We start from the raw sequence: 15859 nt of genomic DNA, 5'->3' as shown, positions 1-15859 counted from the left end.
AACCCCTTTAAAATAAACGACGAAACGACAACGACAAACAACCCGTACGGTAGATCCTGAAACAAGTTCAGGATGACCTTTTTTTTATAACGACTTTTTCCTTTTAGTTGTCATTCCCGAAGGTCGTAGTCGGGGATCTGTCGTTGCGAAACGGCGAGATTCCGTACAGAAACCTTACGGAATGACGTCTGGGTGGGGTGGCCGTACGGCAAACACCTCTATTTTGTCATTCCAGGGCCCGCATACGAGCGGGAACCTGGAATCCAGAAATAAAATGAGGATTTTTTCTAATAAACAGACTGGATCCCGGATCCACGTCCGGGATGACAACTACAACGGCAACGACAGATCCCGTATAACAACACTATGGGATGACGACTATATGAAAAAAAGAAGGTCATCCTAAACGGGCGGCCCGCAGGGTTTCAGGATCTACATCTTGGGTTGTTCGCCGTGGCTTTACCCTCATAGAACTTTTAGTCGTTGTCCTCATTATTGGCATTTTGGCGAGTGTCGCCCTGCCGCAATACCAGCGGGCCGTGCATAAAACGCGCCTGACAAATGCCCTGCAAATTGCGTTTAATATCCGCAAGGCGCAGGAAGTTTATTATTTAGCCAACGGAACCTATGCTGCGGATTTGTATTCATTAGATATTGATTATTCTAAAAGTGGTTGTGGTATAAATAATTCTGATACCAGTTTACTGTCGTGCAAAAACACGATTTTTGATAATATTGTAGGATCTGTTGGCCCCGCTTCTGCCCATCAAGTCAAAATATATTATGATATTTTTGAGAGTGGTTGGCCGCCGAAAGGGATTGCCGAATTATCCGTTTATTTTGAACACTCTTCCAAGCCAAACCAAATTGAGTGTACGGGGAAAACGGATGAAGGCATTGCCTTATGCAAGAGCCTTAATTTATAAGGTGTTGGCAATTTGTTTTAAATATTTTTCCGTGTGCTGTTGCGCGTTGGTTTCGTCCGGGGCGAAGTCGGTCAGCACCGCTATTTGTTGGGGGGCGAATTGTTGGCGGACGAGCGCTTTTTCGTCCAGTTTCCCGCAGATAAACAAAACGGGCTTTTTATATTTGCGTGCCAGTTGGAGTACTGCCAAGGGGGCTTTGCCGTAAAAGGTTTGTTTGTCCAATTTCCCTTCGGTCGTAATTACCAGGTCCGCCCACGGAAAATATTTTTCTAGCCCCGCTTTTTTGAAAAGAAAATCCGAGCCCAAAATCAGTTGCGCGCCAAAGCAACTATACAGTCCGGCCGCAATGGCTCCGGCAGCCGCGGTACTGGTGGCGCGGGCGGGATTTTTTTCACCCGCCAAGGTAAGTGCCTTGGCCCAGGCGGACATTGCTTTGTCCAACAGTTTGACTTGTTCGGGCGAGGCGCCTTTTTGCGGGCCGAAAACCTTGGCCGAACTTTTGGGGCCCAACAAAGGGTTGGTTACGTCCGCTACGCCGTATATTTTTACGCCTGCAAAATTTTTTCGCAAGGCGGATAAATCTACGCGTTTGATACGCAAAAGTGGTTCGGCTCCTAACGGGAGTTCCGCTCCGTTTTTATCATATAGTTTGGCCCCGCAGGCCACCGCCATCCCTGCGCCGCCGTCGTTGCAGGCCACGCCGCCAAGCCCTACATAAATGGTTTTAGCCCCCAGTCGGGCGGCCTTTACTAATGCTTGTCCCACGCCGAAGGAGGACGCCCCCAACGGGTTCAGATCCTCTTTTTTAGCGCTTCCCAGACCGCATACGCGCGCGGTTTCCACCACGGCGGTTTTGCCGTCAGAAAGCAACAAAAAAGATGTTTTTTTATTTTTTAGGAAAGCGTTTTTGGCGGTTAGTGAAATGGTTTTGGCGTGCGGGTCCAAGGTTTTAAAAAAATCTATAAACCCGTCCCCGCCGTCCGATACCGGGAGCGCACACACCTCGTGTTTTTTTTGCAAGGTGCGCGCCAATACTTGCGCCGCCTTTACTGCGCTTAAAGAGCCTTTAAACGCATTAGGCAAAACGAGAATCTTCATTAAAATTTCCAACTAAATTGTGCTTGAATCACCGTGTTGGACGAGGCGGAATTTTTGAGTTCGCCGCTGCGCTGGGCAAACACTTGGCGCGCTTCCAGGCCAAGCATAATATCGTCCACCCACGTTTCCACGCCTAACCCTACACCGCCCGCAAAACCGTTGGATTTAATGGAGTTTCTAAAAGGAATTTCGTCGGATGCTGTATTTATACTTCCGCGATAATTAAACGTAAGCATTTCATAAGAAGCGCTAGCAGTGAGATAAAACATAATACGATTGATTGGATTTAGATAGTAATTTGTTCCTACCCCGAATGATAAGATGTTACCACTGCTCGTTGCTGATATTTTTACTGGCTCACTGCCGACCTGATATTGATATGCATAACTACTGTTGCTGATATTAGCAGCAGATAATGTTGGTCCGACCCACAGATTGGTTTCTTTAATACGCCATAAAAACTTGCTAGATATAATGGCACTAGTTCCACCTACATCAAGATTTTGCTCTTCAAAAATAATAGAACCAATATCTCCTAATGATAAGGTTCCACTTATATTTAAATCAAGCGGCATTGCGCCCGCTTGGATAGCAAAATATTTAGAGAAATCTTTTTCGCGAGGTTTGTCCGTCGGTTTTTTTACCGGCTGAACCGTTTTCTTTTTGTTTAATTCATCTTTGGCCGCTTTGGCGTAATCCTGCTGGCTGACGGTTCCCGTTTTTACGCCTTTTACAAAGGCTTCCTCGTCCGTCATCGGCTTGGGTGCGGTTTCCACCACGGTGGCGGAGGGCGTAACGACGGAACCGTTTACCACGGTGGCCTTTTGCGCGGCAAACACTTGGTCAATATCGGAGTCAAACGTCAGGCCTCCGGCGGCTTCCACCACGGGGGCGGCGCCTTTGGCGGCGGCCGCTTGCTTGGCTTCTTCTTGGGCCTGCTGGGCTTCCTGCGTTTTTTCTACAAATTCTTTTTGTGCGTTTTGCCCGCGGTCGTAATCGTAGGCTTCAATAGATACGATTTGCGGCATATCCACGTTTACGGTGGCACCGTCGTCGGTTTGTAATCTTAAGTTAAATTCGTCCAAATCCAAAATTACGCCCACTAACTGCGTACCGCCCTTTAAAATAATGCGGTGCTTGTCGGGCAGGATTTGTTCAATTTCGCGCTGGTTTAAGGTAATGGTGCCGAACGAGGTAGCCAAATTGAGCGTATATTCGGTTTGGGATAAAATGGACCCGCTGATAAATTCCCCGGATTTCATTTTAATCGTTTCGGCTTGCCCCAAGCAGGCCAGACAAAATAAACATAAAACGGCAAATACGCTTTTCTTCATACAACCTCGCTCAAAATAAAAAAGGCGGTACGCCTGGGCGCACCGCCGGATAAGTTATTTGGATTCTTCTTCCATGGCTTCTACGGCGTGTTCTTCCTCGGCGGCCGGCTCTTCGTGAGCGCAGCAGCAGGGAGCCACGGCGTTTTTGATTTTGCGCAGCACTTTTAACACCTTGGCTACGGTCAAAAAGCCTACGGCGGCGGCTAAATCGCTGGCGACGTAGAACGCGGCGGCCAGCCACATTTCGCTGCCGGAAAGTTGCGGATGCGTAAAGATAGCATACGCTTGGAAAACAGCATAAACAAGCGCCAAATAAAAGAGTACCAGGAACAACACGGACAAGCCTTTTAAGCACAGCCAGTTGTGCGGAAACCATTTGGCACATTTGCAGCAATTAGACATAATGTATCTCCTTTTATGCGGGGAACATTTACCCCCAACACATATATTGTATCAAAAGAATACGCTCCCGGCGATATTCCTTCTACCCGTTAATTTATCTTTTTGGGCGGCGTGGCGCAAGGGGGAAAATGAGACTATTTAATAAGGGCCTTTTGGCAAGCGTCCAACACCTGTAAGCCCAAGATAAAAAAGCGCATACCCGCACACGCGAGCACGGCTTGCAGCGCGGCCAGCCCATACAGGCGGCGCACCAGCGCGGACGCGGCGGCCAAATCATTGGCGGACATAAAAAAGGTGCCTGCCCAACATACAGCCGCATATACGCCGATAGCCAAGGTCAAATAGAAAAGAAATGTAAAAAACCGCCGCAAGCCGCTTAATTCCAACCAGTTGTGTGGCAGATATGGGGTGATTTTTTTAAAGGCGTTTTGCATTTTTCAGTAACTCCTCCGCGTGTGAGAAAGCGGCAGAATTTTTATCCGCGTTTCCGCCCAGCATACGAGCGATTTCCGTGGTAAGCGTTTCGCCTTGCAAGGGGGAAATGGTTACCTCGGTGGAATTTTTGTCCGCTTTTTTGGTAACGTGGAAATTGTGGTCCGCCTGCGCGGCCACTTGCGCCAGGTGTGTTACGCAGAGCACTTGGCGGCCTTGGGCGGCTTGGTGCAATTTTTCACCCACCAGCCAGCCCGTCTCCCCGCCGATACCCGCATCTACTTCGTCAAACACCATTACGGGCACGGTAGGCGCCAAAACGGTTTTAAGCCCCAACATCACGCGGGAAATTTCCCCGCCGGAAGCAATATTTTTTAGCGGGCGCAAGGCTTGGCCGGGGTTGGGTGAAAATAAAAATTCCACCTTATCCGCACCCGTCGGCCCGACATTTTCCTCATCCATTTCCACGGCGGCGGAAAAGCGCACCGCGTTAAATCCAAGCGGACGGATTTGTTCGGTCAGCAGGGCGGATAATTTTTGTGCCGCCGCAAAGCGTTTTTCGTGCAAGGCGGAGGCTAATTTGAGTAAGGCCTTTTTGCCCTTTTCCAGTTCCGCCAAAAGTTCCTGCTCGTGTTCGGCGGAATTTTGCAAATTGTTAATGCGCTCGCGCAGTTCATCCGCGGTTTTTAATACGTCGCCGATTTCCGGACCGTATTTGGCCTTTAAGCGTTTGATTTTTTCGTGGCGGTCCAGCATTTTGTCTAAGGCGTCAGGTTCCAAATTGATGTCGTCTTTATAGGAGCCCAAGGTGTCGGCCACGTCCTCCAAGGTTACGAGCGCGCTGTTTAAATCCTTGGCCAAGGCGGCTAAATTTTCGTCCAACTCCGCCATACTTTCCAGTTCGCGCGCGGCCTTGCCCGCGCGGGCGGTGGCGGAATCCTCCGCCGCGTAAAGTTCGTTGTAGGCTTCGCTTGCCATTTCTAAAAGGCGCCCGGCGTGCTTCATTTTGGGCAGGGTTTGCTCTAATTGGTAATCTTCTTCCGCCGAGGGGTTTACGTCCTCAATTTCCTTTAATTGGTAGCGACTCATATCCAAGAGTTGCTCCTTTTCCTGCGCGCTTAAACGGGCGGAGTCCAACTTGGCCTGTACGGCCTGTACTTGGCGGTAGGAGTCTTCTACTTGTTTGACAAGCGTATCGTGCTTGGCAAATTTGTCCAATAGCAGTAAATGCACGGACGGATGAAGCAAACTTTGGTGCTCGTGCTGACCGTGGAAATCCACAAGCGCGCGCCCCAATTTGGCAAGTGCGGAAACCGTTACCGCGCGGCCGTCTGCCCAGGCTTTATTTTTGCCCTTTTTATCCAGTTCGCGCTTTAAGGTAAACACGTCGCCCGCAATTTGAAATTCCTTGCGTAAATCGTCCGGTAGCATATCGCTTGAAAAGGTGGCGGTAACGCACATTTTGTCAGCCCCGTCTTTGATGCCGGACACGTCCCCGCGCGCCCCTAATGCAAAACCCAAGGCTTCAATAACGATAGACTTACCTGCCCCGGTTTCGCCGGAAAAGACGTTTAAGCCGGGTGCAAAGTCCAGTGTTAAATCGGAAATGATAGCAAAATTTTGTACGCGCAGACGCGAGAGCATTAGCGGTTCCCCCAGTTGAGTTTACGGTTTAAAATAGAAAAAAATCCACGTTCCTTTGGACACAGCAGTTTAGCCCGCACCGGCCCGCGGGTAATTTCCAACTTGGCGCCGGGCGGCAAGGATAAATTGATTTGGCCGTCAATGCTGGCCAAGGCGCGGCCCGTTTCCTGTTTAAAGGTGGGCGTAAGCGTGAGCGTGGCGTTGCCGGGCAGAATAAGCGGCCGCTGGTTAAGGGTATGCGGGCAAATGGGCGTAACCAAAAGTACATCTACCTCGGGCTCAATAATGGGGCCGCCCGCCGCCAATGAATACGCCGTAGAGCCCGTAGGCGTGGAAACAATAACCCCGTCGCCAAAATAAGAGGGAATTGCAGTCCCATTAAAGGCGGCTTCGGTCAGAAAGGAGCGCGGTTCGGCGGCGCGCAAAACGCAGTCGTTAAACGCCAAAAAATCCTGCGTTTTTCCGTCCGCAGTTAGCAGGCGGACTTGCAGCATAAAGCGTTCGTTTAAGGTGCAGTTACCGTCCAATACTTGTTGCAGCGAAGTTTTAAAACCGTTTTTTTCGCACGAGGCCAAAAAGCCCAAGGTCCCGCAGTTAATGCCAAAAATCGGGATATTCAGCGGTGCGGCGGCGCGGGCACAGCAAAGCATTGTGCCGTCGCCGCCCATACTGACGAGTAAATCCGTGGGCGCATTTGCCAGTTCATCAAGCGATGTAATCACGCGCACGGTGAGTCCGTTTTGGGCCAAATAATTCCGCACCTCCTGCGCTAGGGGCGCGACGGCGGTTTTGCGGGTATTGTAAAAAACGGCTGCGCAGTGGAATTTCATTACTCTTATTTTAGCAAAAAACAAATAACCCTTTTTAGCCCCGCCGCGCACAGGCCCCACTAGACCAAAATGATATAATATACATATAAGGTAAAAGAAAGGGGGGCCTACTATGTGGGACTATACGGAAAAAGTAATGGATCATTTTAAAAATCCGCGCAACGTGGGAGCCATTCCCAACGCCGACGGCACGGGCCAAGTCGGCAGCCTGGTGTGCGGGGACGCCCTTAAATTGACGATTAAAGTCAATAAAGATACGGATGTAATTGAAGACGCCAAGTTTGAAACCTTCGGCTGCGCCAGCGCGATTGCGTCCTCTTCTATTTTGACGGAAATGGTCAAGGGCAAAACGATTGCCGAAGCGTCCAAAATCACCAACCAGGATATTGCCGACGCCTTGGGCACCTTGCCGGCTGAAAAAATGCACTGCTCAGTAATGGGTATGGAAGCCTTGGAAGCCGCAGTAAAGAGTTACCGCGAAGGCGGCAAAGCCGTGGTGTTTGAACAACAGGCGGAAAAGATTGTCTGCCATTGTTTTAACGTGTCGGAAGAAACGATTATTAAGGCTATCCGCGCCAACCACTTAAAAACGGTGGAAGACGTAACCCACTTTACCAAAGCGGGCGGCGGCTGTGGGCGCTGCAAAGGAGAAATCCAGAAGATTTTGGATAAAGTAAACGGGGCCGAAGCCGTGGCTAATGCGCCCAAGACCTTTGCGCAAATGACGCTTGTGGAAAAAATCAGAAAAATTGAACAAGTGTTAGAAAGCGACGTCCGCCCGATGCTGAATATGGATGGCGGTTCCGCGGAACTGGTGGACTTAAATGGTACCGTGGTAAAGGTTCGCTTGGTGGGTATGTGCAGCGGTTGCGCCGGAGCGGCGGGCACGCTTAAACACGTGATTGAAAAAGCCCTCCAAGAAAAAGTGGACCCGTCCTTGACGGTGGAGCAGGCCTAATATGAAAGTGATTTATTTGGATAACAACGCCACCACCCAATGCGCGCCCGAAGTGGTGGAAGCGATGCTTCCGTATTTCAGCGAAAAGTACGGCAACGCGTCCAGTATGCACACCTTTGGCGGCAACAACCGCCACGTGATTGATGCGGCCCGCAAGCAAATGGCCGACTTTTTGGGCGCCGCGTATGCGGACGAAATTATTTTTACGTCCTGCGCTACGGAAAGCGACAACACCGCTATTTTTTCCGCGGTGCGCACCCAGCCGGAAAAGAAGCACATTATCACCTCTGCGGTGGAACACCCGGCCATTATGGAGCCGTGCCGCTATTTGGAAGCCCAGGGCTACCGCGTGGATTACATCGGCGTAGATGAATTTGGTCGCTTTAATATGGACCAATTTAAAAAGGCCATTGATGCGGATACCGCTATCGTTTCCGTAATGTTTGCCAACAGCGAAACGGGAACCATTTTCCCGATTAAGGAAATCGCCCAAATCGCGCACGCGCACGGGGCTCTTATGCACACGGACGCTGTACAGGCGGTGGGCAAAATTCCGGTCAATGTACAGGAATTGGGCGTAGATATGCTGTCCTTGTCCGGGCACAAATTCCACGGGCCCAAGGGCATTGGCGTATTGTATGTGCGCCGCGGCACCCGTTTTCTGCCCTATTTAATGGGCGGACATCAGGAAAAACAACGCCGCGCCGGTACGGAAAACGTGCCGTACATTGTGGGCATTGCCAAGGCCGCTGAGTTGGCTCAAAAACGCTTTGCGGACGGCGTGCCTGCCAAAATTGCCGCCTTGCGCGACAAATTGGAAAAAGGCATTTTAGCCACTATCCCGGACGTAAAGGTAAACGGCGACCCGGAACACCGCGTGCCGAATACTACGAACGTCAGTTTTGGCTACATTGAAGGCGAATCTATTTTGATGTACCTCAATGATTTTGGCGTTTGCGCCTCGTCGGGTTCGGCCTGCACGTCGGGCTCGTTGGAGCCGTCACACGTGTTGCGCGCGATGGGCGTGCCGTTCCAGTTTGCGCACGGGTCTATTCGTTTTTCGCTTTCTGACCAAACGACCGAGGACGATATTAACCTGGTGCTCAAAGAGTTGCCGCCGATTATTGAACGGTTGCGTAAAATTTCGCCGTTTTCGCGCTTTGCCGCTTAATTAAACTGCGCCCATTCCGGGCGCAGTTCTTTTATATGGGGTGAACGATTATGAAAAAATTACTGTTGTTGCTTTTTGTTTTACTCCCTGTTTTCCTTTCCGCCAAAACATTAGTTATCTTTCATACAAGCGATACCCACGGATTTTTTTATCCGCAAAATAAAGTAGGCGGTTTTGCTGCCTTAAAAAATGTTTTAAACCACGAAGAAAACCCGTATCTGCTGTTAGACAGCGGGGACTTTGCCAACGGTACGGCGGAAACCAAATTCTCCCGCGGGGCCAAGGCCGTGGACCTGATGAACGCGGTGGGGTATAATGCTTCCACCGTAGGCAACCACGAGTTTGACTTTAAGGACGCGGGCTTGGCGGAATTAATCAAAGAGGCTAAATTCCCTCTTTTGGCCGCTAACCTGCGCGAAAAAGATACGGGCCTTTTGCCTGCGGGCGTGAAAGAGGCGCAAATATTTAAGGTAGGCGGAGTCAAAGTTGCCGTTATCGGCCTTGCCAACAACCACCCCACTCAGCCTACGCAAAAATATACCTTTATTAAACCGCTGGCGGCTTTGGAAACAGCCTTGCAAAAGGTAGAGGCAGAAAACCCTTCCGTAGTAGTGGTAATTGCGCACGATTCGTTTGTGGATTACCAGCACGGCGTATTGTCGTATATGGGGCAAATTGCCGAGCGGTTTGAAGGGCGCGTGCAGTTGGTGCTTGGCGGGCACGCGCATAAAATTGTAAACGAACGGCTGGGAAGCACTTTATATGTGGAAAGCGGCTCGCACTTGGAAGCGGTTTCCAAAATAACGGTGGACATAGACGACGAAACGGGCGAATTTTTATCTGCCCAAGCGGAATTAATTCCGTTAAAGGTGGACGACGTCGGGCAAGATAAAGCCATTGCCAAATTAGCCGAAAGTTTGCGGGAACCGGGTATTGATAAAGAGGTGGCGGTGATTACCAAGCACCTTTCCAAAAAGCCCCATATTCCGAACACCTTGGACGGCGAACTGGACGATTGGCTGGCGGACGAGGGGCGGAAATTTGCCCAGACGGAAATTTTTATCCACAACACGGGCGGTACGCGGGTAGATTTAATGCCGGGTTCGCTGACGCACCGCAAACTGATTGATTTATTTCCCTTTAACGACGTAATGGTATCTATGGAAGTGCCGGGCTATAAACTTAAAAAGTTTATCAAGTCCGGGCTTTTGCCGTGGAACAAATATACTTATTCCGGCGTAACGGTGTTCTTTGATAAAATCGGCCACAACCGCGTAAAAAATTTGCAGATTAAAGTGAACGGCCAGCCGCTGGAAAACCGCAAAATCTACCGCGTGGGCACGAACTCTTATATTGCCCGGCAGGAAGCGTTTGACGGACTGCCCCAAAAACAAGTAGGCACGCACAAGGTCAGCCAATTAATTGAGCAGGCGTTGTCGTCCGGCGAGTTATTCGTGCCCGAAGCCGGGCGGATTACCTATCAGCAAAAATAATAGGCAACTTGAACACGCCCCGGCGTTTTTGTTAGGATAAATTATCTGCTTTTAAGGAGAATTTCAATGAAAAAGACTTGGCTTTTGCTGTTTGCGGCGCTTTTATTGCCGCTGGCCTTAATGGCTAAAACGACGACGATTTACCACACCAGCGACGTACACGGTTTTTTCTTCCCGCGTAACGGGCAGGGCGGTTTTGCCGCGCTGGAAGCCGTACTTAAAAAAGGTCCGCAAAATTATTTATTGTTGGACAGCGGGGACTTTTCCAACGGTACCGTGGAAACCCGCAATTCCAAAGGCTTAAAGGCCGTGCAGATTATGAACCGTATGGGTTACGACGCCGCCACCATCGGCAACCACGAGTTTGACTTTAAAGACGCCGCCGTCGCCCCCATTTTGGCAAACGCCCAATTTGCCATTTTGGCCGCTAACTTTTTTGATAAAGCCACGGGCAAATATCCGGCTTCCGTACAGCCCTATAAAATTTTTGATGTAAACGGCGTTAAAGTAGCCGTCATCGGGCTTGCCAACCGCACGCCTACGAATCCGGCTAAGTCTTATTCGTATGGCAAACCGTTTGACGCGTTGGAAAAAGCGTTAAACGAGGTGGAAGCCAAGCACCCCAATTTTGTGGTGGTTATCGTGCACGATTCGTTTAAGGACGAAAAGCACGGCGTAGGCTCTTATGTGGGTGAAATTGCCAAACGCTTTGAAGGCCGCGTGCAAGTTGTGTTGGGCGGACACGCACACAACATTTTGCAAAACAAATACGTAAACGGCACCTTGTTTGTGGAAAGCGGCTGCTATTTAAGCAACGTAAGCCGCATTACTGTGGAAACGGATGACAAAACGGGCAAGGTGGTGTCTGCTAAATCCGAACTTATCCCGCTTATCGTAGCCCAAACCGGCGAAGACAAAGCGATGAAGGAATATGTGGATTCCTTGCGCGAACCCGGCGTGGACGAAGTCGTCGGCGAGGCCAAGGAAACCTTATCTAAACTCCCGGTAGCAAAGGACCGCCAGGACTCCCCGCTTAACGACTGGATTGCCGATTTGCTTCGCAATTATGCCGGCGCGGAAATTGCCGTACATAACAACGGCGGCACGCGCGTGGATCTTAAAAAAGGTGAAGTAACCAAACGCGATTTGATTGAAATTCACCCGTTTGACAACACGGTTACTTTGGTAACGGTGAACGGAAAATTCTTAAAGAAATTTGTAAAGAAGGGTTTTGCCCCGCGCAGTTTATATACGTATTCCGGCTTGACGATTACCTATAAGCAAACCAAAAAAGGAAAAGTAAAAGACCTTAAACTGTTTGTAAACGGCAAACCCGTGGAAAACCATAAAAAATATACATTGGTTACCAATTCCTATATTGCGGGCGGCGGAAGCGAAGGGTGGATGTTTAAGCAAATCCCGGCGGAAAACAAAAAATTGGCCGGGGATAAAACCATCCGCGACTTAATGGAAGAAGCCCTTAAAAAGGGCCCGGTAACCGCACCCGAAACCGGGAGAATTATCAAACGCTGATATGCGCGTAAAGTCTATTCTGTTTATTTTATTGGCGGCCGCCTTATTAGGCGGCTGCCTGCACGAAGAACTGCACCCGGTGGATATTTATTATACCGCCGATGTGCAGGGGTTTTATTGGTCCCGTATGGAGCCGCGCTTTGAAAATAAAGAAGCGGGCGGATATGCGGTACTTAAAAATTTCTTGCAAACCCGCCCAACCCCATATCTGTTGTTTGACGGCGGAAACTGGTTCGGCTCCGCGCCGGAGGGCAACTTGACCAAGGGCGCCTATGTGGCCGAACTGACCAAAACGCTTCCTTATACGGCGGGTTCCATTAGCGATAAAGATTTGGTTTACGGCTGGCCGTCCTTGCGCAATACCGTGCGCGAGTTGCCTTATCCCTTTATTGTTTCCAACTTACAGTTGGAGGGCAAAATCCCGTGGCCGCTGCACGATTACCAAATCCGTACGGTGAACGGCATTAAAATCGGTATTTTTGGTTTGATTGACCCGCAGGCTATTAATAAAAATAAAGGCCGCCTGCTGGGCTTATCTGCGCAGGACCCGGTGCAAGTAGCCAAGGATATGACTTCCTTGCTTAGGGAAAAGGGCGTAGATTTTATTATTGTGTTAAGCGCGCTTGGCGAGGAGCAAAAGGACGGTATCAGTGATGCTTCCTTGGCCGGAGAAGTGGAACATTTGGACCTGATTTTAAGCGCCAATAAAGACCGCGAAAACGCCGAAACCGATACCGTTAATAATACCTTTATCGTTTATCCCGGCTCCAAATTGGATAGTATCGGGCACATCCGCTTGTTGTTTGATAAAAATAAGCAACTGCGCGATGTGGAGTTTGAGGATATTCCCTTATTTAAAGACGAGTTTGGCGAGGATGCAGAAATCGCTGCCCGTGCGGCCGCCTTGCGCGCGGAAACCCGCAAAAAAATGAACGCCCGCGTAGCCGATTTGCCGCAGGCGGTGGCTACCTCCTTAACGGCAGAATCTCCGCTGGGCGATTTGCTCACGCAATGCTTATACAAATGGTCCAAACTGGACGGCGCGATTATCAATTCGGACTCTATCCGTAGCGCGCTGCCTGAGGGCCGCCTGTCGGAATACGATTTGTATAAAACATACCCGTATGGGGATAACATTACTTTTATTACCATTAAGGGCGCGGCCTTTTTAAAGGCGTTGGAAGCCTCGTTAAACGCCAAGGATAATTTTCCGCAAGTAGCGGGGTTTACCGTGTCTTACGCGGTTACGCCGGAAGGCAAAAAAATTCGCCAGGTAGTGCTTGAAAAAAACGGGCGTGCCATTACCCCTCGCGAGACTTACCGCTTTGCCGTTACGGACCACGTGTTGGCGGGCGGCTTCGGGCACGACGGATTTATTGATTCGCTGGAATTTAAAAATACCTTTGTGGAAGCGCGCCAAATTATGCGCACCTGCTTAGCCCGCCAGAAAACGGTGGAATTGCCCAAGTTAGGCCGCTGGAAGAAAGTAAAATGAATTTAATTCATCCCTTAAAAATCGGCTCCTTTACCGCCCCAAATAACTTGGTTTTGGCCCCTATGGCGGGCATTACGGACTCGCCCTTCCGCGTGTTGTGCTTAAAGGGCGGAGCGGGGCTTGTGTGCGCGGAAATGGTATCCGCCCACGCCTTGCACTACGGCAACGAAAAGAGCGGCCGGATGTTGCAGGTCAACCCCAAGGAGCACCCGGTTTCTATGCAAATTTTCGGCTCGGACGAAGCCACCATTGCAGAGGCCGCCAAAAATGCCGAAGCCCGTGGGGCCGATATTGTGGATTTGAACGCGGGCTGCCCCGTCAAAAAAATTAACAAGGCGGGTGCGGGGTGCGTGCTAATGAAGGACGAAGCCAAACTGGGCCGTTTGTTGGAAGCCGCTGTAAAGAGCGTAAAAATCCCGGTAACGCTTAAAACGCGCATTGCGCTAACGCATAAGGAACTCTTGGGTGCGCGGCTCGCTAAACTGGCCGAAGATTGTGGCTGTGCGGCGGTAACCTTGCACGCCCGGGCCGCGGTGGACGTACACAGCGGGGCGCCTAATATAGAAGCATTGGCCGAAGCGTGCGCGGCGGTTAAAATCCCGGTTATCGGCAACGGCGGCGTGATGGAAGCCGACACGGCGCGGAAGTTTTTGGAAACCGGGTGCGCGGGCGTAATGATTGGGCGCGGAGCCATTGGCAACCCGTTTATTTTTAAGGATATTATTAACGCTTTTGAGGGCAAAGAGCCTGTCAGCAAGTCGCCTGAAAGGCGGCTGGAAATTTATTTGGACCTCATCCGCGAAAATGTGTCTTATTACGGCGAGCGTATTGGCGTAAACCGCAGCCGCAAAACCGCCGGATATTGGATAAAGGATTTCCCTAACGCCTCGGAAATGCGCGGCCTTTTTGTGCGGCTGGATACCTTGGCGGAGATTGAAAAATTATTCGCGGAAACCTTGGCGCGTTTACACGCGTAAAAAAATCCCGTAAAATCTTGTACATTTTGATATAATATATAGGAAACCACGAGTCATTAAGACAGCGGCCAACCACTCCGCTGCGCATTAATTACAAAAGGTAGAAACAAAATTATGACAAAAACTTTTTTGCCTTCCGTAAAGGAAGTGGAAACCACCCGCAAATGGCATCACATTGACGCCACGGGCCAAACCCTGGGCAGATTGGCTACCCAAATTGCCGTCTTGCTTATGGGCAAACACAAAAAGACCTATACGCCCAATATGGACTGCGGCGACTTCGTCGTCGTTACCAATGCCGGCAAAATCAAATTGACCGGTAAAAAACTGGAACAAAAGGTTTACTTCTCTCACTCTGGCTATGCCAAGGGTGGCAAAGAAACCCCGGTCAAAAGAGTGTTGGAAAACAACCCCACCAGAGTATTGGAACTGGCCGTTAAAAGAATGTTGGACGAAAACAAACTTCGTGCGCCCAGAATGAAACGCTTGCGCTTGTTTGCTGGCGAAGAACACGCTTTCACCGAACGCTTTGGTAAATAAGAGGGATAGAAATTTATGAACAATACGAAAGAACTCAAAACCGGAAGAAGAAAAACCTCCGTCGCCCAAGTTGAACTTTTGAAGGGTAAAGGGGTTATTACCGTAAACGCCAAATCTTTGGATGAATACTTCGGCAACCACGCCCGCTGCAAAGCCGCCGTTAAGGCTCCGCTCGTGGTTACCAACCTGGAAAAAGAATACGACGTTACCGCCAAAGTAGTGGGCGGCGGCGTGTCCTCCCAGGCGGGCGCTTTGCGCCACGCGATTGCGCGCTCTATTGCCGCGATCAGCGAAGATCTCAAAAAGACCGTTAAGAAGGCCGGTTACCTTACGCGCGATCCGCGTATGGTGGAAAGAAAGAAACCCGGTCAGCCCGGTGCCCGCAAACGCTTCCAGTTCTCCAAACGTTAATCGTTGGCTGGAAACTTGCAGGAAATGTTTTACAACCCCCCGCTCCTTTTGGAACGGGGGTTTTTCTATGTATAGAAGCGGCGGACTTATTTGATTGTTCTTTTTGTCATCCCCAAGTGTAGTCGTCGGGAATCTGTTTTTGTCGCGCTTGTTCTCTTCCAAAACGACAGATCCCCGACAGAAACATTCGGGGATGACGACTTTGTGAAAAAAAGGGGTCATTCTGAACTTGTTTCAGAATCTACCGATTATGTTGTTGGTCTTTTGTATTGTAGTTGTTGTCATCCTGGAAAGTCGTAGTCCAGGATCTGTTGTTATAAAAAAAGGAAAACAACGGATACTGGACAGAAACCTTCCAGTATGACTTTTTAATAACAAACACAACCCAAGATGTAGATGCTGAAAACCCTGCGGGCCGCACCTTGCAGGCCGCCAGTTCAGAATGCCCCCATTTTATAACAGTCTTACTGTATTGCTTTTTGCCGTCATCCCGTAGTGTCTTTATACGGGTTCTGTCGTTTGTTGTTTAGCAGTTATTCATAAAGGGGGTTGTTTCGTTTTTTTTTGTTAAAATTTTGATAAATTGCGGTGGTTGTACCCGGATGTATCCGCCGT

At 49.9% G+C, this 15859-nt stretch carries 15 protein-coding genes; 9 read left to right on the top strand and 6 right to left on the bottom strand.

Annotation, left to right across the window (positions count from 1 at the left end):
- Positions 1-467 precede the first annotated feature (467 nt).
- Positions 468-926, top strand: a complete 459-nt coding sequence (locus tag B2118_RS05335; protein WP_428053906.1) for a type IV pilin protein — start codon at positions 468-470, stop codon at positions 924-926.
- Here the strand turns inward: B2118_RS05335 and B2118_RS05330 are convergent.
- From B2118_RS05330 to B2118_RS05305, 6 genes are all read right to left on the bottom strand, one after another.
- Positions 921-2024 carry a glycerate kinase family protein gene (locus tag B2118_RS05330; RefSeq protein ID WP_428053879.1) on the bottom strand — a complete coding sequence of 368 codons (1104 nt, stop codon included), beginning with the start codon at positions 2022-2024 and terminating at the stop codon, positions 921-923. The two genes, B2118_RS05335 and B2118_RS05330, sit on opposite strands and share 6 nt — an antisense overlap.
- Complete coding sequence (locus tag B2118_RS05325; protein ID WP_428053877.1) at positions 2024-3358, bottom strand: hypothetical protein; 1335 nt, start codon at positions 3356-3358, stop codon at positions 2024-2026. Before B2118_RS05325 ends, B2118_RS05330 begins: the two co-directional genes overlap by 1 nt.
- Before the next feature lie 54 nt (positions 3359-3412).
- On the bottom strand, positions 3413-3760 hold the full coding sequence (locus B2118_RS05320; protein ID WP_428053875.1) for a hypothetical protein: 348 nt from the start codon (positions 3758-3760) through the stop codon (positions 3413-3415).
- 134 nt (positions 3761-3894) lie between these two features.
- Positions 3895-4194 (bottom strand): hypothetical protein, encoded by a 300-nt coding sequence (locus B2118_RS05315; protein WP_428053873.1) that lies wholly within the window; start codon positions 4192-4194, stop codon positions 3895-3897.
- The gene (gene recN / locus B2118_RS05310; protein ID WP_428053871.1) at positions 4178-5836 is read right to left on the bottom strand and encodes a DNA repair protein RecN; all 1659 of its coding nucleotides are present in this window, start codon (positions 5834-5836) and stop codon (positions 4178-4180) included. The genes B2118_RS05315 and recN overlap by 17 nt, the downstream gene beginning before the upstream one ends.
- Entirely contained in the window at positions 5836-6666 is an 831-nt protein-coding gene (locus B2118_RS05305) for an NAD(+)/NADH kinase (protein ID WP_428053869.1), read from the bottom strand. Before B2118_RS05305 ends, recN begins: the two co-directional genes overlap by 1 nt.
- A gap of 112 nt (positions 6667-6778) precedes the next feature.
- On the opposite strand from B2118_RS05305, the gene nifU reads away from it, so the two are divergent.
- The 8 genes from nifU (at position 6779) to rpsI (ending at position 15244) form a co-directional block, all read left to right on the top strand.
- Positions 6779-7624: a Fe-S cluster assembly protein NifU gene (nifU, locus tag B2118_RS05300; RefSeq protein WP_428053866.1), complete on the top strand. Its 846-nt coding sequence runs from the start codon at positions 6779-6781 to the stop codon at positions 7622-7624.
- A gap of 1 nt (position 7625) precedes the next feature.
- Entirely contained in the window at positions 7626-8795 is a 1170-nt protein-coding gene (nifS, locus tag B2118_RS05295) for a cysteine desulfurase NifS (protein ID WP_428053864.1), read from the top strand.
- Positions 8796-8845: 50 nt separating this feature from the next.
- A complete protein-coding gene (locus tag B2118_RS05290; protein WP_428053862.1) occupies positions 8846-10288 on the top strand; it encodes a bifunctional metallophosphatase/5'-nucleotidase in 1443 nt (480 codons plus the stop codon).
- A gap of 66 nt (positions 10289-10354) precedes the next feature.
- Positions 10355-11821, top strand: coding sequence for a bifunctional metallophosphatase/5'-nucleotidase (locus tag B2118_RS05285; protein ID WP_428053860.1), 1467 nt, complete (start codon positions 10355-10357; stop codon positions 11819-11821).
- Position 11822: 1 nt separating this feature from the next.
- Entirely contained in the window at positions 11823-13316 is a 1494-nt protein-coding gene (locus tag B2118_RS05280; protein ID WP_428053858.1) for a bifunctional metallophosphatase/5'-nucleotidase, read from the top strand.
- Positions 13313-14293, top strand: a complete 981-nt coding sequence (gene dusB, locus B2118_RS05275) for a tRNA dihydrouridine synthase DusB (RefSeq protein WP_428053856.1) — start codon at positions 13313-13315, stop codon at positions 14291-14293. The genes B2118_RS05280 and dusB overlap by 4 nt, the downstream gene beginning before the upstream one ends.
- 114 nt (positions 14294-14407) lie before the next feature.
- The gene (gene rplM, locus B2118_RS05270; RefSeq protein ID WP_428053854.1) at positions 14408-14833 is read left to right on the top strand and encodes a 50S ribosomal protein L13; all 426 of its coding nucleotides are present in this window, start codon (positions 14408-14410) and stop codon (positions 14831-14833) included.
- 15 nt (positions 14834-14848) lie between these two features.
- Positions 14849-15244: a 30S ribosomal protein S9 gene (rpsI, locus tag B2118_RS05265; protein WP_428053852.1), complete on the top strand. Its 396-nt coding sequence runs from the start codon at positions 14849-14851 to the stop codon at positions 15242-15244.
- Positions 15245-15859: the final 615 nt, after the last annotated feature.

The organism is Candidatus Avelusimicrobium stercoris, assembly GCF_002437085.1.
Taxonomy (GTDB): Bacteria; Elusimicrobiota; Elusimicrobia; order Elusimicrobiales; family Elusimicrobiaceae; genus Avelusimicrobium; species Avelusimicrobium stercoris.
The sequence above is the reverse complement of the archived record's forward strand: the minus strand, read 5'-3'. Positions and strand labels throughout refer to the sequence as shown.